The sequence below is a fragment of the Halopseudomonas sp. MFKK-1 genome (assembly GCF_027474385.1).
Lineage (GTDB): Bacteria > Pseudomonadota > Gammaproteobacteria > Pseudomonadales > Pseudomonadaceae > Halopseudomonas > Halopseudomonas aestusnigri.
The window spans coordinates 1,242,185-1,260,242 of sequence record NZ_CP114836.1; the positions used below are offsets into that span (position 1 = coordinate 1,242,185).

Here is an 18,058-nt window from a genome sequence, read left to right on the forward strand (position 1 = left end):
TGGCTCAGTCTTCCAGCTGCGCGACCCGTTGATCGATCCCACCGCTCTGGTGGTGCCACCAGTCGCTGACATGACACAGCGCCAGCACGCTGGTGCTGCAGCTGCCGCCGTCGATTGCGGCGCGCACGGCCGTTACGTCGACCCGATTCAGGTAGCCGACCGCATCGCTCATCAGCTCTCCGTCGCCGAAGCCGCCTTCGAGCATCTCGGCCAGCGCCTGTTCGCGGCTCCAGCCCTCGAACACCATGCGGTACATGGCGGCCATCAGCCCGGTGCGGTTTTGCCCGTGCTTGCAGTGGATCAGCACACCACCCTGTTGCTGGCCGGCGCGGATCGCGCGCAGCACGCGGATCACGTCGGTGTCGGTTACCCGGTCGGCGTGCAGTGGTTCGTGGATGGCGGTCAGCTCGCTGCCGTCGAGCCAGTCGTCGTTGCGCTGGTAGAAATTGATCACGGTATGGATACCTTGCGCCTGCAGGGTCGGCAGGTCGCCGCTGTCCGGCAGGGCGCTGCGATACAGGTTGGGCCCCATGCGATACAGACGCAGCTGCGGATCAATCGGGGTGGCCCAGTTGGCCGGACGTGCCTGCCCGGCGCTGAGGGTGGGAGCCGGCATGTCGACGTGGTCGCTGCGCAGTACATCGGGTCGGGCCAGGGCGATGACACCCAGCAGCGCCAGCGGCAGGCCGGTTGCGAGCAACAGATTACGCGGCTTCATGGCGGAGCTCCCCTGCCTGGCTGACGTTATGCGCTGCCACGGCTGGCCGATACAGCAGCAGCCGGTAACAGAGCAGGCAGATGCACCAGTCGAACAACAGGGTCCAGACGTTGTGCGAGAGGAAATGTGCGCCCTGCATGGTGCGCCCGAGTGACAGCACGGTGCCGAGCGCCAGTGCGCCGATCAGGGCGCCGCGGGCGGCCCGCGGAAAGCGGTCACGCAGGGCAAAGAACAAGGCCAGCAGGGAGAACCCGGAGGAGGCATGACCGCCGGGCCAGCAGCGTCCAGCCTTGTTAGTGTCCGGGCGGGCTGACAGCAGCGGTGTGTGAATCTCTGTGCCGCCGTATTGCACCAGACTCCAGGGGCAGGGCACGTTGGTCAGCTGCTTGAGCGGGGTAACCAGGCTGGTAGCCAAGGCCAGCGACAGCACCAGATAGCTCAGCTCCGGCCGCCAGCGCCGCAGCCGGGTCGGCAGCAGGCTGAGCACAAAACCGATAATCGCCAGCACGCCGATCACGATCACCGCCTGCTTGACCCGGTCGTGCAGGATATCTTCGAGGAAGAAACTGTGGCGGCCGACGAAGCCGTCGCCCGGTACGTAGAACAGGTCGGAGAACCAGAAATCCAGCGCGCTGGTGTCAAACACCAGCATCAGCGCCATGACCGCAGCCGGAATCAGCAGCCAGCGACCGACCGGAAAGGGGCGCGTTGGGCGCGCGCTGCGGCTCATCGCTGGCTTACCTGACGGACAGGGTGGCTGCTGGAAGGTTGCCACGCCAATAGCTGGTGGCCGTAGTCGTAGCTGGCGCCCTCGTAGTAGGCGATGGCGCGGCGGACCAGCGGATCAGTGGCCTGCGCGGTCTTTTCCACGCTTAGCCCCATGGCGTCGTCGTGCCTACGGATCAGGCCGCGTGGGCTGAGGATCGCCAGATCCTGACCGTCAAATAGGCCCAGATGCTGATAGTTACCGATCAGCGCCCGCCCCGGGCCGGTATCCGGGCGCAGCAGGTTGTGGCCGAAGAAGGTCGAGGTGTAATCCATGTTCAGCAGGCCCATCAGCGTCGGTGCCAGATCGATCTGGCTGGCGACCCGACTGTCCTCGCGGGCGTCGATCAGGCCCGGGGCGTAGACGAACAGCGGGATGTGGTAGTTGTGCACCGGCAGGTCTTCCTTGCCGGCGCTGCCGGCGGTGTGGTCGGCAACGAACACGAAGACGGTGTCCTTGAACCAGGGTTTCTCGCGCGCCTGCGCGAGGAACTGGCCGATGGCGTAGTCGGTGTATTTCACCGCACCTTCGCGGCCGGTGCCGGACGGGATGTCGATGCGGCCTTCCGGATAGCTGTAGGGGCGATGGTTGGAGGTGGTCATCAGTTGCAGGAGGAACGGCTTGCCCGCAGCGGCATCGGCGTCGGCCAGCTTCAGGGTCTGGTTGTAGAGGTCTTCGTCGCTCATGCCCCAGGCGTTGGTGAAGGTCACTTCCTCGTCAGGCACGCTGGCCTGATCGACTACCCGGTAGCCGTTGCCGGCGAAGAAGGCGTTCATGTTGTCGAAGTAGCCACGACCGCCGTAGACAAACACGCTGTCGTAGCCCTGCGCGCCGAGTTGCTGGCCGAGGCTGGCAAATCCGGTTTCGCGGCCGATGCGCTTGACGATCGAGCGGCCGGGGGTCGGCGGGATCGACAGGGTGATGGCTTCCAGGCCGCGGGTGGTGCGGGTGCCGGTGGCGTAGAACTGGCTGAAGTAGAGGCTCTGCTTGCGCAGGGCGTCGAGGTTAGGGGTCAGATTGCGGGCATCGCCTTCGCTGCCCATGTATTTGGCGCTGAGGCTTTCGATGGTGACCAGAATCAGGTTCAGCTTGCGCGGCTGGCCGGGGTTGTCGATCTGCCGGCGAACGCCCATCGGGTCGGTGTCGACAAAGCGGGCATTTGCTTCGCTGACTTCCTCACGCAGGGCGCTCGCAGCGGTGGCCTCGGGCAGTTGCGGGTAGAACTGGGTGTAGTCCAGTTCGTTGTTACGGAAGGCGGCAAAGAACTGGTACGGCCCGTTGCTGGCCAGTTCGTGCTGATAGGCGTTGCCGCCGCTGCTGCGCGGAAAGCCCTGCCCGACCACCAGAATGCTCAGGGCGACGGCTGTAACTGCGCCTGCCAGGCTGATGCCGCGTTCCGGCCAGCTCAGCAAGGGGGCGGCGGCGATGCGACGAACCCGTGGTTGCAGCAGCGCGGTGGTGATCACGGCGATGACGGTCAGCGCTGCCAGCAGCGGATAGACCGGGTAGGACTCGAGGATGTTGTTGATCACCTCGTCGGAGTAGACCAGATAGTCGACCGCGATGAAGTTGAAGCGCACCCCGAACTCGTCCCAGAACAGCCATTCGGCGACCGCAGTGAACAGCATCAGGAAGACGCCGAAGGTCATGGCTGCCTGCAGCAGACGCAGATGCCAGCGCTTGCGCCAGAGCCGGGCAGGGCACAGCAGCAGGTACAGTGCCAGTGGCGCGAAGGCGTAGAGCAGGAAGGTCAGGTCGTAGATCATGCCTTCGCCATACAGCCGCAGCACACCGCTGGCGCTGAGCTGCGCTTCGCCCAGGTGGGTCAGCAACAGGATCGAACGGGTGACAACGAAAACACCGAGCCAGAGGGCTGCGAGCAAGCCAAGGAAACGGGCCTGGGCGGATTTGAGCAGGGGCATGTGACAGTCCATGGTTGAAATCGACCGTCGCAGTGTGGTGATCTTGCTGTCGGCGCTGCGTCAACGCGCTGTGAAAATTTCGTCAAGCCGTGTGGTTTTCTGGAGAGCTCCTGCATGCGTATTCTGGTCATCGAGGATAACCGCGACATCCTCGCCAACGTGATGGACTACCTGCAGCTCAAGGGTTACACGGTGGACTGCGCCCAGGATGGGGTTTCGGGGCTGCATCTGGCGGTCAGCGAGCACTACGATCTGATTGTGCTGGATATCATGCTGCCGGGCATGGACGGCTATCAGCTGTGTCAGCGGCTGCGCGAGGACGCCGGTCGGGACACGCCGATTATCATGCTGACCGCGCGTGATGCGCTGGACGATCGGCTCAAGGGCCTGAAGGTTGGCGCCGATGATTACCTGCTCAAACCCTTTGCGCTATCCGAACTGGTAGCCCGTATTGAAGCCATCCTGCGCCGCAGCAGCGGTGGCGGTCGTCATCGACTGGAGGTCGGCGATCTGAGCTATGACCTTGATACCCTGCAGGTCAGCCGTGCCGGCAAGGCGCTCAAGCTCAACCCGGTCGGGCTCAAGCTGCTGGAAGTGCTGATGCGCAAGAGCCCGGCGGTAATTCGCCGCACTGTGCTGGAAGAGGCGCTCTGGGGCGACGAACTGCCCGACAGCGATAGTCTGCGCAGCCATATTCACCAGTTGCGTCAGATCGTCGACAAACCCTTTGAAACGCCGCTGATTCACACCGTGCACGGGGTTGGCTACAGCCTTTCGGAGCCGGCGCAATGATTCGCAAGCAGCCGCTGCGCCGGCGTATCGTAATTGCCTTCACGCTGATGACGCTGGCGGTCAGCGGGGTGTTTTCGCTGGGGATTGTCGGCATTGTGCATTTTGTCGAGGAGCATCTGGTCTCCCAGGAGATGAGCGAGGAACTGACTGCCGTACTGGAGCAGGACCTGGCCCGTGGTCAGCCGCCCCGGCTCGACAGCAAGACCCGGCTGTATGCCTCGCACATGCCGGGCTACGAGATACCGGAGTCGCTGCGCTCGCTCGAAGGGGGCTTCAGCGAACTGGTGGGTGACGATCAGGCTGCCTATGTCTACGTTCGCGAGATTGGCGCGCAGCGTTTTATTCTGGTGCAGGAGCAGGCCGAGTTCGAGGCCCGCGAGCGGGTGCTGTTTGCCGTAGTATTTGCCGGCTTCCTGCTGAGTGTGCTGCTGGGCTGTCTGCTGGGTTTGCTGATGGCACAAAAGATTCTGGCGCCGATCATCCGGCTGGCCGGTCAGGTGCGACACCGGGATCAATTGCTGCCGCTGGCGCCGCCACTGGCGCCGGAATACCCGGACGACGAGGTTGGCCACCTGGCCGAGGCCTTCGATTCCACCCTCAGCCAGCTGCGCCTGTCGCTGGAGCGTGAACGGCTGTTTACCGGCGATGTCAGTCACGAACTGCGCACGCCGTTGATGATTATCGCCACCTCGACCGAGCTGCTGGAAGCGGCCGATTTGGGCGAGCGCGAGCAACGGCAGGTCGAGCGCATTGCCCGTGCTGCCGAGGAGATGCGCGAGCTGGTTGGCACCTTCCTGCTGCTGGCGCGAGCCAAGGGCCAGCCGGTCAGGATGACCGGCAATGCGTCCTTGCTCTCGGTTGCGCAGGAGCAGGTCGAGCGCTGGCAGGGCGCCTTTGCCGACAAGGGCCTGGGCTTTGAGCTGATCGTCGAGGCGGAGGATAGCGGCCAGTATCATCCGGGATTGCTCGGCACGGTCATGTCCAATCTGCTGCGCAATGCGCTGCACTACACCGAACAGGGGCAGGTTCGATTGCTGCTGGGGGCGGGCTGCTTCCGCGTGGAAGACACCGGGCCCGGGGTGCCAACCGACCAGCAAAGCGACATCTTCGAACCCTTTGTCCGTGGCAACCAGGCCCGTGGTGAAGGGCTGGGGCTGGGGCTGTCGCTGGTCAAGCGTATCTGCGCCCATCAGGGCTGGTCAGTCAGCATGCATTCGCTGGCCGCCGGCGGCAGCTGTTTCGATGTGCGGCTGGGTTGATTGCCCGCTGCACCGCCGAGCGCGCGGGCCGATATCGCTCGGCCTCTGGCTTTTCACGAAATTTTGACATCGCTTTGACACGACCTTGATCCGTGGGCGCCTAGTCTGGCAGCACCTACTCCCACCAGGGTTATTGTCATGTCCGAAAGCAAACCGATCGAGCTCGCGTTCTCCGACAAGTACGACCGCGGTCACTCACAACAGTATTTCGACAAGCATCAGGCCGGTTTGTCGCGCCGTTTGTCCAACTGGCGTGACATGCAGCTGGCTCGCCGCGCGCTGAAAGACGCCGGTGACCCCAATCTGGTGCTGGACCTGCCCTGCGGCGCTGGTCGTTTCTGGCCGTTGCTGGCCGAGGCGCCGAATCGGGTCATTCTGGCTGCCGACAATTCGGCGGACATGATCCAGACCGCACTGGCCGGCCAGCCGACGGAGGTGGTAAGGCGGGTCAAGGCGTTCCAGACCTCCGCCTTTGATATCGATCTGGGCGATAACGCGGTCGACAGCATCTTCTGCATGCGGCTGATTCACCACGTTGCCGATCATGAGCACCGTCTTGCCCTGCTGCGGGAATGCGCCCGTGTCACCCGCGATACCCTGATCATCTCGCTCTGGGTCGATGGCAATTACAAGTCCTGGAAGCGCAGTCGTCTGGAAGCGCGCCGGGCGAAGCGAGGACGGGCCGGTCAGAATCAGAACCGCTTTGTGGTGGCCCGCGAGGTCATTGAAGCCGAGTTTCGCGAGGCGGGCTTCAGTGAAATCAGCCACCACGATTTCCTGCCCGGCTACGCCATGTGGCGGGTCTACGTGCTGCGCAAGGCGGACGCATGAGCGCCGTGATCTCGGCCCGGGGCCGATTGCCATCCTTTGGTCAGGCACGCTTCGAGCGTTGGTGGGAAATGGACGGCAAGTGGGTAGAGGAGCCGAATCAGCGCCGCGGTGGCCAGAGCGGGGTCAAGTTGCTGCCGCCCCAGAGTCGCGGCTTGCCCCGCTTGTACAGCAAGCGTCAGGTTGGGCATGTCTATCGTACCTGGTTGCACCCTCTTGGTCGGCCCACGGTGCTGAGGGAGGAGCTGGCGCTGCGTGCCTGCGAGCAACTTGGTGTGCCGGTACCCAAACTGGTTTTTTGTGCTGCCCGTGAGCATCAAGGACAGTGGCAAGGGTTGCTGGTGACCGAAGAGCTGACTGGTTTTGTCAGTCTGGGCCAGTGGTACGCCAGCGAGGAGACAGTAACCAGGCGACGTGCCGTACTGCAGCAGTTGGCTGTGGTGCTGCGGCGGCTGCACGGGGGGCGCCGTCAGCACGGTTGTCTGTACGCCAAGCATATCTATGTCCGGGTTAACGGCGACCGGGCCGAGGTCGCACTGCTGGATTTGGAGAAGAGCCGTCGTCGCCTGCTGCGCAGTCGAGCGGTGCGGCATGACCTGGACCAGCTGTGCCGCCACCGCGAAGGGATGCCTGACGAGGATTGGCAGTATTTTCTGGCCTGCTATCAGAGCCTGACCGGCGGTAACGGGGACAGCCGTCATGCGGCCTGAGCCCCTGTCCGGCGCTGACGATGCGCTGAAACTGAAAAGTCGTGGAGGTGTGGTCCGGATCATCAAGGCGGCGGGTTACTCGCTCGCCGGCCTGCGGGCAGCCTTGACCTTTGAGGCCGCCTTCCGCCAGTTGCTGTTTTTGGCCGTAGTGCTGATCCCGCTGGCGTTCTGGTTGCCGGTCAGCGGCGTAGAGCGCGCACTGATGGTCGGGGTGGTGCTGCTGGCACTGATCGTTGAGTTGATCAATTCGGCCGTAGAGGCGGTAGTGGATCGTATTTCGCTTGAGCTGCACCCGCTGTCCAAGCGCGCCAAGGATCTGGGCAGCGCCGCACAGATGCTGGCGTTGCTGCTGATCACCAGCGTCTGGAGCCTGATTCTGTTCTCGCCCGCCTGAGCGGGCCTGTCTGTGGAACCTGTTTGATGACCCTCTCTATTGCTCCGGCCAGCCGGCCGGTGGTTGGCCTGCGCGGTCAACTGATATTTATCGTTGGTGCGCTGGCGGCACTGACGCTCATGCTTACCCTGCTGCGCGGCGCGCTGCTGGCCTGGAACTGGGAGCTGGCCGCCGAGGTAACCCGTGGCGATTTGCTGGAAGCCTTCTTCAACGGCCTGCGTTTCGACCTGCGGGTCGTTGTTATCGTCGGTGCGCCGCTGATGCTGACCGTCCTCAGTGCGCGGCTGATGGCCATGCGCACGCTGCAGTGCCTGTGGCTGACGCTGGCAACCGTGCTGCTTTGCCTGCTTGGCACTGTCGAGCTGAGCTTCTACCGCGAGTTTCACCAGCGCCTGAACACGCTGGTGTTCCAGTATCTGCAGGAAGATCCGGCGACTGTACTGAGCATGCTCTGGTATGGCTTTCCGGTGGTGCGCTTGCTGCTGGGTATGGCGCTGGTCAGTTGGCTGATGTATCGCGGTTTTCGCTGGCTGGACCGCCGTACCAGGCTGCCCGCGACCGCAGCGAACCGTCGGCACAGCCGTCTGGGTGCGCTGGCGGCTCGCATCTCGGTGCTGCTGCTGTTGCTAGTCAGTTCAACGGTTCTGGCTCGTGGCACCCTGCGTCAGGGCCCGCCGCTGCGCTGGGGGGACGCTTTCACCACCGATTCGACCTTTGCCAATCAACTCGGCCTGACGCCGGCGCTGACCCTGTATTCGGCCGCCAAGGCGCAGTTCTCTGATCATCGCAATAACGCCTGGCTTGGTTTGATGGACGATGACCAGGCGACCGGGATTACCCGAAGCCTGCTGTTGACCGAACATGACCGGCTGATTGACGCTGAGCTGGCGCCGGTGCGTCGCGTATCTGAACCCGCTGTCGATAGCGTGTTGCCGGTGCGCAATGTGGTGGTGGTACTGATGGAGAGCTTTGCCGGCTACTACACCGGGGCGCTGGGCTCGCCGCTGGGCATTACCCCCGAGTTCGACAGGCTGAGCAGGGAGGGGTTGCTGTTTACCCGCTACTTCGCCAACGGCACCCACACCCATCAGGGCATGTTCGCGACCATGGCCTGCTTCCCCAACTTGCCGGGCTTTGAGTACCTGATGCAGGAGCCGGAGGGTGGTCATGCGTTTTCCGGCTTGCCGCAGCTGCTGAGCCAGCGCGGTTTTGACGACCTGTATGTCTATAACGGCGACTTTGCCTGGGACAATCAGAAGGGCTTTTTCGGCAAGCAGGGCATGCGCCACTTCATCGGCCGCAATGACTACGTCAATCCGGTCTTTTCCGACCCGACCTGGGGCGTATCCGATCAGGACATGTTTGACCGCGCTGTCACCGAACTGAATGCGCTGGATCATACGCGCCCGTTCTACGCGCTGCTGCAGACCCTGTCCAACCATACGCCTTACGCGTTGCCAGACCCGCTGCCGGTAGATGCCGTGAGCGGGCAGGGTGTTAACGACGAGCACCTGACCGCCATGCGCTATGCCGACTGGGCGCTGGGCCGGTTCTTCGATCAGGTACGCAACCAGCCCTGGTACAAGGACACGTTGTTTGTGGTGATCGGCGATCATGGCTTCGGCACGCCGCGCCAGCTGACCGATCTGGACCTGTTGCGCTTCAACGTGCCCATGCTGCTGATCGCGCCCGGTATCACCGAGCGCTTTGGTACGCACAATGACATTGTCGGCACCCAGGTTGACGTAGTGCCGACCATCATGGGGCGGCTTGGCGGCGCGGTGCAGCACCAGTGCTGGGGGCGTGATCTGCTGACGTTACCCGCGGATGACCGGGGCTTTGGCGTGATCAAGCCATCAGGCGGCGGCCAGACGGTGGGGCTGTTGCGTGGCGATGAACTGGTGGTGCAGCCGCGTGGTGAACAGCCCCGCGCCTACCGCTACCAGCTCGGTCCGCAGGCCAGTGTGACCGAGCAGGCAGAGGTGTCGGGCGAGCTGCAGGCGCAGCTCAAGGCCTATGTGCAGACCGCGACCAGCGCGCTGCTGGAGGATAGGGTGGGTGTTGAGGTGGCTGCCGGCAAGGATGGCTGAGCTGCTGCAGGCAACCGGGCGGGTGCCCGGTTGTGCCGCTGCTACTGGGCCAGCAGCCCCGGCAGCCAGGTCACCAGGCCAGGCCAGCAGGCGGCGATCAGCAGCATGAGCAACTGAATGAAGATAAACGGCAGCACCCCGCGATAGATCGCCGAGGTCGGCACGCTGGCCGGGGTGACGCTGCGCAGATAAAACAGCGACAGGCCAAAGGGCGGCGTCAGGAATGAGGTCTGCAGGTTCAGCGCGATCATCACCCCGAGCCAGACCGGGTCGATGCCCATGCTCAGCAGGACCGGGCCGACAATCGGCACCACCACAAAGGTGATCTCGATAAAGTCGAGGATAAAGCCGAGCAGGAAGATTGCCAGCATCACCACCAGCATCGCGGTGAAGGCGCCGCCGGGCAGGGCGTGGAACAGGTCGTGGATCAGGTCATCGCCGCCGAAGCCACGGAACACCAGCGAGAAGATCGAGGCGCCGAGCAGGATCATGAACACCATGGCGCTGATTTCGGCGGTCGCCTGCGCGACCTCACGCAGCTTGCCAAAACTCAGTTGGCGTTTGGCCAGGGCCAGAATTGCTGCGCCCAGCGCGCCAACGGCGGCGGCCTCAGTGGCGGTGGCAATGCCGCCCAGAATCGACCCCAGTACCGCCATAATCAGCAGCAGCGGCGGCAGCAGGCTGCGCAGCAATTGGGGGATCGAGACGGCGGCGCGCTCCGCGTCGGTTGGCGCGGGCAGTTTGCCGGGCTGGCGCCAGGCGACAAAGGCCAGATACAGCAGATACAGCACGACCAGCAGCAACCCGGGCAGCAGGGCACCGACGAATAGGTCGCTGACGGTGACCGTCTTCGGAGAAAAGATACCGAGCCGTTGCTGCGCTTGCTGATAGGCGTTGGACAGCACATCGCCCAGCAGCACCAGAATGATCGACGGCGGAATGATCTGCCCGAGGGTGCCGGTTGCCGCCAGCGTGCCGGTAGCCAGCGCCGGGTCGTAGCCGCGGCGCAGCATGGTCGGCAGCGCCAGCAGGCCGAGGGTGACCACGGTGGCGCCGACAATGCCGGTACTCGCCGCCAGCAGCGCGCCGACGATGCAAACCGAGAACGCCAGCCCGCCGCGCAAACCACCGAACAGTCGCGCCATGGCGTCGAGCAGATCCTCGGCGATGCGTGATTTCTCCAGCATGACACCCATGAACACGAACAGCGGCACCGCCATCAGTGTCTGATTGGTCATGGTGCCGTACAGGCGGCTCGGCAGGGCGCCCAGGAAGCTCGGCTCAAACAGGTCAAAGATGATGCCGATACCGGCGAACAGCAGCGAGATGCCGCCCAGGGTGAAGGCCACCGGGTAGCCGGCCATCAACGCCAGACAGAGACAGACGAACAGCGCAATCGCCATGAATTCCCCGCCCATTACAGGTGCTCCTCATGACTGGCTGGCAGGTGTCCGGGCCGGACGCCACTCAGTACCGCCAGCGTTTTGAGGATCTGTGCCACGGCCTGCAGCAGCAGGCTGGCGACCAGCAGCAGGATGAGACTCTTGTGCAGATAGACCCAGGGCAGACCGCCGGCATCGGCCGAGCGCTCCTGTCGTTGCCACGACATGCCGACGTAATCCCAGCAGTTGTACGCCAGAAACAGGCACATGGGCAGCAGAAACAGCAGGCTGCCGGTCAAGTCGACCAGCGCCTTGCCGCGCTGCTGCAGGCGGCGGAAGAAAATGTCGACGCGTACATGGGCATCGCGCTGCAGAGCCCAGGCCGCGGCGCCGAGAAACACCAGCGAGTGCGCGTAGAGAATGAGTTCCTGGGTAGCAGTGGCGCCGATATCGAAGCCGTAACGCAGCAGCACCACGGCGCAGGTGAGCAGCACCATGAGCAGTGTCAGCCAGGCAACGCTGCGCCCCAGCAGGCTGGTGGCACGGTCGATGAGGCAGGCCAGTGAGAGGCCCGTGGCGGTAAGGCGTTGGAACATGTGACAGCAGTCCGTCAGGGCCGCCGGGCAGCCGTCTCGATCAGGACGGGATGACCCGGGTGCGGCCGCGATCGTCGATGGCAACGAAGACGAAGGTGGCCTCGGTTACCTTGCGGCTTTCGTCGTGGGCCAGATCTTCGCTCCAGACTTCGACCAGGATCTTGATCGAGCTGCGGCCGATATCCAGTACCTCGCCATGGAACGCGAGCTGGGCGCCAACCGGAACCGGCACCATGAACCCCATGCGGTCAATCGCAACGGTGGCAACGCGGCCGCGTGCTATGCGGGCCGCGATACTGGTGCCGGCGGTATCCATCTGGGCTACCAGCCAGCCACCATAAATGTCGCCAAAGCTGTTGCAGTCCCGCGGCAGGGCGGTAATTTTCAGCGCCAGTTCGCCCTGTGGCACGGGATCGGTATCTAATTCGTGCATTGGTAGACTCGACAGTGGTCTATTGTAATTGTTGTGCCAAGCTTCGGCGGAACGCCGACCGCGCGGCAAGCCGCCTATGGTAAGGGATTGGGGGCAGGCTCTCAATCGTTGTGTGAGCGCGTTGTGCCCGCTATCTCGCGGAGTTTGCGCCCTTCACACAATTGTCATAATTCCTGAATAGAGTTGTCACATCGCATCCCAATACTGAGTCGCGTGTTGCAAACACTACCTCAACAGGAGAATGACATGAAACTCAAGCGCTTGTTCGCTGCTGTGACCTTCGCTGCCGCCGGCGTCGCCGCCAGCTCCAGCTTTGCCGCCGTTGATCCGGCCCTGGAAGACTACCAGCGTGTCGGCGGTGTATCCGGCAACCTGTCCAGCGTCGGCTCCGATACTCTGGCCAACATGATGACCCTGTGGGCCGAAGAGTTTAAGCGCCTGTACCCCAACGTCAACATTCAGATTCAGGCAGCAGGTTCGTCCACTGCGCCGCCGGCTCTGACCGAGGGTACCTCCAACCTGGCTCCGATGAGCCGCATGATGAAAGACAGCGAGATCCAGGCATTTGAAGAGCGTTATGGCTACAAGCCGACCGCTGTTCCGGTTGCTATCGACGCCCTGGCTGTGTTCGCTCACAAGGACAACCCGATCGAAGGCCTGACCATGGCTCAGGTTGACGGTATCTTCTCCGCTACCCGCCTGTGCGGTGGTGAAGATCTGGATACCTGGGGCAAGCTGGGTCTGACCGGTGCATGGGCTGATCGCGACATCCAGCTCTACGGCCGTAACTCGGTTTCCGGTACCTACGGTTACTTCAAGGAAAATGCGCTGTGCAAAGGTGACTTCCGCAGCGGCGTGAACGAACAGCCGGGCTCTGCTTCTGTCGTTCAGTCGGTCAGCCAGTCGCTGAACGCGGTCGGCTACTCCGGTCTGGGCTACCGTACCTCCAGCGTTCGCGCCATCCCGCTGGCGGCAGAAGAAGGTCAGCCGTTCATCGAAGCCAACGAAGAGAACGCTATCGCCGGTACTTACCCGCTGTCGCGCTTCCTCTACGTTTACGTGAACAAGGCCCCGAACGGCGAGCTGGCTCCGCTGGAGCGCGAGTTCGTCAAGATGATGCTGTCCAAGCAGGGTCAGGAAGTGGTCTTCAAGGACGGTTACGTGCCGATGCCCAAGCGCGCTGTGGATAACGTCCACGAGCAACTGGGCTTCTAAGTTCGCAGCTGTCGGGCACGGATGCCGGGCAAAAAAGGGGGGTGTCACTGACACGCCCCTTTTTTGCCGTCATCAGGCTGTAATCAATTCGTCACATTGACCCTGTAGGGTGTGCGCCATGACTACCCAATCCCCATCCAAGACGTCCAGCGTCGACTTCAATACTCCGGCGATGCAGCGCCATCGGGCCATGCGTCATTTCAAGGACCATTTTACCCGTTGGTACGTTGCGGTCGGTGGTCTTGGCGTTATTGTCGCTGTCCTGCTGATTTTCCTCTATCTGCTGTATGAGGTGCTGCCGCTGTTCGGTGGGGCCGAGATTGAGGAGCGCGAGCGTTACAGCGCAAGCTGGGTGCAGGCCGACGATCCGCCGCTGATGCTGGCGATGGAAGAGCAGGGCGAGGTGGCGATTCGCGTGGCCCGGAGCGGCCAGGTGAGCTTTTTCAATGCCCGTGACGGCAAGGCGGTGCTGCAACAGCAGCTGCCGATTCCGGCCGGTGCGCAGGTGACCAGCTTTAACGTGGAAACCCCCAATTCCCGTCGCTTTGTGGTGGGCCTGAGCAATGGCCAGGTGCTGATTGCCCAGCATGACTACAAGGTGACCTATCCGGACGATGTGCGGCTGATTACGCCCAGCCTGAACTTCCCGTACGGTCAGGAAGCGATCACCCTGGACGAGCAGGGGCGTGCACTGGATCAGGTCGCCATGAGCAGCGACAGTAACGGTCTGACCCTGGCCGGCAGCATCGGCAGCGATCTGGTGGCGACCAGTGTCAGCATCAAGCGCAACATGATGACCGGTGCCGAAACTCGCAGCGAATCCCGGTTGGCACTCGACCCCGCTCAAGGCGAGGTCACTCGCATCCTGATCGATCCGCTGCGTCAGTGGATGTATGTGGTCAACGGTGAGCAGCACATTGATGTGCTGGCGCTGCGCAAAAAGGGCGAGCTCAATGGTCGCTACAAGGTGGTTGAGGGCATGGGCACCTCGATTACCTCGGTCAATCTGATGCTCGGCGGTATCTCGCTGATTGTCGGTGACAGCAGCGGCGAGCTGAAACAGTGGTTTATGGTGCGCGGCAACGGCCACCCGCTGCTGACCGAAGTGCGTGATTTCGATCAGCAGCAGGGCGAGTCGATTGCGCTGATTCAACCGGAAGAGCGTCGCAAGGTGTTCCTTGCTGTCGATACGGCTGGTCAGTTGGGCATCTACAATTCGACCGCGCACAACAATCTGCTGGTCGAGCCGCTGGGCGAGGGTACGGTGAGCGCCGTAGCCATCGGTCCGCGTGCCGATCATCTGCTGGTGGAGCACGGTAACGGCGAGTTGAGCTACTGGGACGTGCATAACGAGCACCCGGAGATTTCCTGGAGCTCGCTGTGGGGCAAGGTCTGGTACGAAAGCTATCCGGAGCCGGATTACGTCTGGCAGTCGACCTCGGCCACCTCCGAGTTTGAACCCAAGCTGAGCCTGGCGCCGCTGACCTTCGGTACCCTCAAGGCGGCCTTCTACGCCATGCTGCTGGCAACGCCGCTGGCGATCGCCGCTGCGGTCTACACCGCCTACTTCATGGCGCCGGCGCTGCGCCGCAAGGTCAAGCCGATCATCGAGCTGATGGAAGCGCTGCCGACGGTGATTCTCGGCTTCCTCGCCGGTCTCTGGCTGGCGCCTTTGCTGGAGGACAACCTGCCGGGTATCGTCTCTCTGCTGATCCTGACACCGATCGTGTTTATCGCCTTTGCCTACGGCTGGAGCCGTCTGCCGGCACGTATCCGGCTGCGGGTACCCGAGGGCTGGGAAGCGGTGCTGTTGATCCCGGTGGTGATGCTGCTGGGCTGGGCCTGTTTTGCCATGAGCGTCTATATCGAGGCCTGGTTCTTTGGTGGCGACATGCGGGTGTTCCTGACCCGCGACATGGGCATCAACTTCGATCAGCGCAACTCACTGGTGGTGGGTCTGGCCATGGGCTTTGCGGTGATCCCGACTATCTTCTCGATTGCCGAAGACGCCGTATTTAGTGTGCCCCGCCACCTGACTCAAGGCTCGCTGGCGCTTGGCGCCACCCCGTGGCAGACGCTCAGTCGCGTGGTCATTCTGACCGCCAGCCCGGGTATCTTCTCCGCGGTGATGATCGGCATGGGCCGTGCGGTAGGTGAAACCATGATCGTGCTGATGGCCACCGGCAACACGCCGATCATGGACTGGAACATCTTCGAAGGCATGCGCACCCTGTCGGCCAATATCGCGGTCGAAATGCCGGAATCGGAAGTGGGCAGTACCCATTACCGGGTGCTGTTCCTGGCAGCGCTGGTGCTGCTCAGTTTTACCTTCCTGATGAACACGGCGGCGGAGCTGATTCGTCAGCGCCTGCGCAAGAAATACGCCTCTCTCTGACCACAGGACTCTAGACAGTGAAACAAGGCAACTTCACAACCTGGTTCAAATCGGGCAGCCCCTGGGTCTGGATGAATGCAGGCGCGGTCGCCATCGCGGTGATCATGACCCTGGGTCTGCTGCTGCTGATCGCTGTGCGCGGTCTGAGCCACTTCTGGCCGGCTGACGTCATCGAGGCGGAATACACCATACCCGGTCAGCCGACCATTACCCTGATCGGTGAGGTCACTACCCGCGAACAGGTGCCGACCGAGCGTCTGCATGGTGCCGGCCTGCCGGTGGATCCGGAAAAAACCGAGTTTATGGATCGCGAGCTGCTGAAAGTCGGCAATCGTGACCTGTACGGCGCGGATTTCCGCTGGATCGTCGCCGACTGGCTGGAAAACGAGCGCGCGCCCGAGGATATCGTCGTTATCGAGCGTCGCGAGTGGGGCAACTTCTATGGCTATCTGCTGCAGGTCAAGCAGGCCGGTCAGGTCATCGCCGAAGGCGATCAGGCCTGGACAGCACTGCAGCCGGCGGTCGATCGGGCACTGGGTATTTACGATGAGATCCATGCGCTGGAGACCGGCGCCATTGGCAAGATCAACGCCGAGCTGGAGCGCATTCGTCTTCGCGAGCGTGGCTACGAACTGGACAATGCGCTGACCGATGACCGCAAGGCGCAGCTGGAAGCCGAGCGCAAGGTTCAGAATGATCTGTATGCGGAGCTGGAAGCCAACCTGATCGACCTCTATCGGGAGTTCAATCGCGACAGCATCCGCGTGCGAGCGATGGACGGCCGCGAAAAGGACATCAACCTGAGTGCGGTAGTTCGGGTATTCCAGCCCAACGCCATGGGCCCGACTGCGAAGGTTGGTCACTATTTCAGCAAGCTGTGGGAGTTCGTCAGCGATGAGCCCCGTGAGGCCAACACCGAGGGTGGGGTGTTCCCGGCGATTTTCGGTACCGTGATGATGGTGCTGCTGATGTCGATCATTGTCACCCCGTTCGGTGTGCTGGCTGCGGTCTATCTGCGCGAATATGCCAAGCAGGGTGCGGTGACACGGACCATCCGCATTGCGGTGAACAACCTCGCTGGTGTTCCCTCGATCGTTTACGGCGTATTTGGTCTCGGCTTCTTCATCTACCTGCTCGGTGGCAATATCGACCAGCTGTTCTTCCCCGAGTCGCTGCCGGCGCCGACCCTGGGCACCGGCGGTCTGCTGTGGGCCTCACTGACCCTGGCGCTGCTGACCGTGCCGGTGGTGATTGTGGCGACTGAAGAGGGCCTGACCCGGATTCCACGGTCGCTGCGAGAGGGCTCGCTGGCCCTCGGTGCAACCAAGTCGGAAACCCTGTGGAAGGTGATTTTGCCGATGTCCAGCCCGGCGATGATGACCGGTCTGATTCTCGCCGTTGCCCGCGCCGCCGGCGAGGTGGCACCGCTGATGCTGGTCGGTGTGGTCAAGCTGGCACCGACCCTGCCGCTCAATGGCAACTATCCCTATCTGCACCTGGATCAGAAGTTCATGCACCTGGGCTTCCATATTTATGACGTCGGCTTCCAGAGCCCCAACGTCGAGGCAGCGCGGCCGCTGGTATATGCCACTGCGCTGCTGCTGGTGGGCGTCATTGCCGCGCTCAACTTTGCTGCGGTTTCGATTCGCAACCACCTGCGCGAAAAGTACAAGGCGCTGGAAAACTGATCACTCTTTCTAGGCGGACGCACACTTATGTCTAACACCACCAAAACCCATGCCATGGATATGAGCGCCCTGGGGCGCTCCCAGCAGGAACTGAACATGGACAAGGAGTCCATTGCGCTGGAAGTGCCGGACCTGTCCCTGTTTTATGACACCAAGCAGGCCCTACACAACGTCAGCATGAGGATTCCGCGTAACCGGGTAACCGCGTTCATCGGCCCGAGCGGCTGCGGCAAGTCGACCCTGCTGCGCTGCTTCAACCGCATGAATGACCTGGTCGACAGTTGCCGCGTGGACGGCGAAATCCTGCTCGACGGCAAGAACATCTACGGCAAGGACGTGAACGTCACCGAACTGCGTCGTCGCGTCGGCATGGTGTTTCAGAAGCCCAATCCGTTCCCCAAGTCGATCTACGAGAACGTCGCCTACGGCCTGCGCATTCAGGGTGTAAATAACAAACGCACGCTGGATGAGGTAGTCGAGTGGGCACTCAAGGGTGCGGCGCTGTGGGATGAGGTCAAGGACCGTCTGAACGAGTCTGCTCTGGGCATGTCTGGCGGTCAGCAGCAGCGTCTGTGTATCGCCCGCACCATCGCCGTGGAGCCGGAAGTGCTGCTGCTCGACGAGCCGGCCTCGGCGCTTGATCCGATCTCGACGCTGAAGATCGAAGAGCTGATCAACGAGTTGAAGTCCAAGTTCACCATTGTGATCGTGACCCATAACATGCAGCAGGCGGCGCGGGTGTCTGACTACACTGCCTTCATGTACATGGGCGAACTGATCGAGTTTGGTGACACCAACACGCTGTTCACCAATCCGTCGAAGAAACAGACGGAAGACTACATCACCGGTCGGTACGGCTAACCGAGGGAG

At 62.5% G+C, this 18,058-nt stretch carries 16 protein-coding genes; 10 read left to right on the plus strand and 6 right to left on the minus strand.

The genetic code is table 11. From position 1 onward, the window contains the following. Window positions 1–4: 4 nt before the first annotated feature. From O5O48_RS05655 to O5O48_RS05665, 3 genes are read right to left on the minus strand one after another with little or no spacing between them, the layout of a single operon-like run. Window positions 5–718 carry a dual specificity protein phosphatase family protein gene (locus O5O48_RS05655; RefSeq protein WP_269688405.1) on the minus strand — a complete coding sequence of 238 codons (714 nt, stop codon included), beginning with the start codon at window positions 716–718 and terminating at the stop codon, window positions 5–7. Next, window positions 705–1,448, minus strand: coding sequence for a phosphatase PAP2 family protein (locus O5O48_RS05660; RefSeq protein ID WP_269688406.1), 744 nt, complete (start codon window positions 1,446–1,448; stop codon window positions 705–707). Before O5O48_RS05660 ends, O5O48_RS05655 begins: the two co-directional genes overlap by 14 nt. Next, a complete protein-coding gene (locus O5O48_RS05665; RefSeq protein WP_269688407.1) occupies window positions 1,445–3,406 on the minus strand; it encodes an LTA synthase family protein in 1,962 nt (653 codons plus the stop codon). Before O5O48_RS05665 ends, O5O48_RS05660 begins: the two co-directional genes overlap by 4 nt. 114 nt (window positions 3,407–3,520) lie before the next feature. Between O5O48_RS05665 and O5O48_RS05670 the strand changes: the two genes are divergently transcribed. The 6 genes from O5O48_RS05670 (at window position 3,521) to O5O48_RS05695 (ending at window position 9,479) form a co-directional block, all read left to right on the plus strand. Continuing rightward, complete coding sequence (locus O5O48_RS05670) at window positions 3,521–4,198, plus strand: response regulator transcription factor (RefSeq protein WP_088275809.1); 678 nt, start codon at window positions 3,521–3,523, stop codon at window positions 4,196–4,198. Further along, window positions 4,195–5,457, plus strand: coding sequence for a sensor histidine kinase (locus tag O5O48_RS05675; RefSeq protein ID WP_269688408.1), 1,263 nt, complete (start codon window positions 4,195–4,197; stop codon window positions 5,455–5,457). Before O5O48_RS05670 ends, O5O48_RS05675 begins: the two co-directional genes overlap by 4 nt. 138 nt (window positions 5,458–5,595) lie before the next feature. Continuing rightward, window positions 5,596–6,288, plus strand: coding sequence for a class I SAM-dependent methyltransferase (locus tag O5O48_RS05680; RefSeq protein WP_233048537.1), 693 nt, complete (start codon window positions 5,596–5,598; stop codon window positions 6,286–6,288). Next, complete coding sequence (locus tag O5O48_RS05685) at window positions 6,285–6,995, plus strand: lipopolysaccharide kinase InaA family protein (RefSeq protein ID WP_269688409.1); 711 nt, start codon at window positions 6,285–6,287, stop codon at window positions 6,993–6,995. The genes O5O48_RS05680 and O5O48_RS05685 overlap by 4 nt, the downstream gene beginning before the upstream one ends. Further along, window positions 6,985–7,389 carry a diacylglycerol kinase gene (locus O5O48_RS05690; RefSeq protein ID WP_269688410.1) on the plus strand — a complete coding sequence of 135 codons (405 nt, stop codon included), beginning with the start codon at window positions 6,985–6,987 and terminating at the stop codon, window positions 7,387–7,389. The genes O5O48_RS05685 and O5O48_RS05690 overlap by 11 nt, the downstream gene beginning before the upstream one ends. Before the next feature lie 26 nt (window positions 7,390–7,415). Then, window positions 7,416–9,479 (plus strand): LTA synthase family protein, encoded by a 2,064-nt coding sequence (locus tag O5O48_RS05695; RefSeq protein WP_269688411.1) that lies wholly within the window; start codon window positions 7,416–7,418, stop codon window positions 9,477–9,479. Window positions 9,480–9,520: 41 nt separating this feature from the next. Here O5O48_RS05695 and O5O48_RS05700 read toward each other — a convergent pair whose 3' ends face one another. Genes O5O48_RS05700 through O5O48_RS05710 form a run of 3 tightly spaced genes read right to left on the minus strand, consistent with a single transcriptional unit; the run spans window position 9,521 to window position 11,890 of the window. Further along, window positions 9,521–10,897: a TRAP transporter large permease gene (locus O5O48_RS05700; protein WP_269688412.1), complete on the minus strand. Its 1,377-nt coding sequence runs from the start codon at window positions 10,895–10,897 to the stop codon at window positions 9,521–9,523. After that, window positions 10,897–11,457 (minus strand): TRAP transporter small permease subunit, encoded by a 561-nt coding sequence (locus O5O48_RS05705; protein ID WP_269688413.1) that lies wholly within the window; start codon window positions 11,455–11,457, stop codon window positions 10,897–10,899. Before O5O48_RS05705 ends, O5O48_RS05700 begins: the two co-directional genes overlap by 1 nt. Window positions 11,458–11,497: 40 nt before the next feature. Continuing rightward, window positions 11,498–11,890, minus strand: a complete 393-nt coding sequence (locus tag O5O48_RS05710; RefSeq protein ID WP_088275800.1) for an acyl-CoA thioesterase — start codon at window positions 11,888–11,890, stop codon at window positions 11,498–11,500. A 246-nt stretch (window positions 11,891–12,136) separates the two neighbouring features. Here O5O48_RS05710 and O5O48_RS05715 point away from each other — a divergent pair, with 246 nt between their 5' ends. The 4 genes from O5O48_RS05715 (at window position 12,137) to pstB (ending at window position 18,049) form a co-directional block, all read left to right on the plus strand. After that, window positions 12,137–13,105: a PstS family phosphate ABC transporter substrate-binding protein gene (locus O5O48_RS05715; protein WP_088275799.1), complete on the plus strand. Its 969-nt coding sequence runs from the start codon at window positions 12,137–12,139 to the stop codon at window positions 13,103–13,105. Window positions 13,106–13,223: 118 nt separating this feature from the next. Further along, window positions 13,224–15,500, plus strand: a complete 2,277-nt coding sequence (locus tag O5O48_RS05720) for an ABC transporter permease subunit (RefSeq protein WP_228245956.1) — start codon at window positions 13,224–13,226, stop codon at window positions 15,498–15,500. A gap of 17 nt (window positions 15,501–15,517) precedes the next feature. Further along, on the plus strand, window positions 15,518–17,188 hold the full coding sequence (gene pstA / locus O5O48_RS05725; protein ID WP_228245955.1) for a phosphate ABC transporter permease PstA: 1,671 nt from the start codon (window positions 15,518–15,520) through the stop codon (window positions 17,186–17,188). Window positions 17,189–17,215: 27 nt separating this feature from the next. Further along, window positions 17,216–18,049 carry a phosphate ABC transporter ATP-binding protein PstB gene (gene pstB, locus O5O48_RS05730; protein ID WP_088275795.1) on the plus strand — a complete coding sequence of 278 codons (834 nt, stop codon included), beginning with the start codon at window positions 17,216–17,218 and terminating at the stop codon, window positions 18,047–18,049. The last annotated feature ends 9 nt before the right edge of the window (window positions 18,050–18,058 follow it).

Excerpts from the sequence above, each read along its gene's own strand:
- O5O48_RS05675 (WP_269688408.1), top strand. The coding sequence starts at position 4,195 with ATGATTCGCAAGCAGCCGCTGCGCCGGCGTATCGTAATTGCCTTCACG.
- O5O48_RS05665 (WP_269688407.1), bottom strand. The coding sequence starts at position 3,406 with ATGCCCCTGCTCAAATCCGCCCAGGCCCGTTTCCTTGGCTTGCTCGCA.
- O5O48_RS05715 (WP_088275799.1), top strand. The coding sequence starts at position 12,137 with ATGAAACTCAAGCGCTTGTTCGCTGCTGTGACCTTCGCTGCCGCCGGC.
- O5O48_RS05655 (WP_269688405.1), bottom strand. The coding sequence starts at position 718 with ATGAAGCCGCGTAATCTGTTGCTCGCAACCGGCCTGCCGCTGGCGCTG.
- O5O48_RS05670 (WP_088275809.1), top strand. The coding sequence starts at position 3,521 with ATGCGTATTCTGGTCATCGAGGATAACCGCGACATCCTCGCCAACGTG.
- O5O48_RS05710 (WP_088275800.1), bottom strand. The coding sequence starts at position 11,890 with ATGCACGAATTAGATACCGATCCCGTGCCACAGGGCGAACTGGCGCTG.
- O5O48_RS05660 (WP_269688406.1), bottom strand. The coding sequence starts at position 1,448 with ATGAGCCGCAGCGCGCGCCCAACGCGCCCCTTTCCGGTCGGTCGCTGG.
- O5O48_RS05680 (WP_233048537.1), top strand. The coding sequence starts at position 5,596 with ATGTCCGAAAGCAAACCGATCGAGCTCGCGTTCTCCGACAAGTACGAC.
- O5O48_RS05690 (WP_269688410.1), top strand. The coding sequence starts at position 6,985 with ATGCGGCCTGAGCCCCTGTCCGGCGCTGACGATGCGCTGAAACTGAAA.
- O5O48_RS05705 (WP_269688413.1), bottom strand. The coding sequence starts at position 11,457 with ATGTTCCAACGCCTTACCGCCACGGGCCTCTCACTGGCCTGCCTCATC.
- O5O48_RS05700 (WP_269688412.1), bottom strand. The coding sequence starts at position 10,897 with ATGGGCGGGGAATTCATGGCGATTGCGCTGTTCGTCTGTCTCTGTCTG.
- O5O48_RS05720 (WP_228245956.1), top strand. The coding sequence starts at position 13,224 with ATGACTACCCAATCCCCATCCAAGACGTCCAGCGTCGACTTCAATACT.
- O5O48_RS05695 (WP_269688411.1), top strand. The coding sequence starts at position 7,416 with ATGACCCTCTCTATTGCTCCGGCCAGCCGGCCGGTGGTTGGCCTGCGC.
- pstB (WP_088275795.1), top strand. The coding sequence starts at position 17,216 with ATGTCTAACACCACCAAAACCCATGCCATGGATATGAGCGCCCTGGGG.
- O5O48_RS05685 (WP_269688409.1), top strand. The coding sequence starts at position 6,285 with ATGAGCGCCGTGATCTCGGCCCGGGGCCGATTGCCATCCTTTGGTCAG.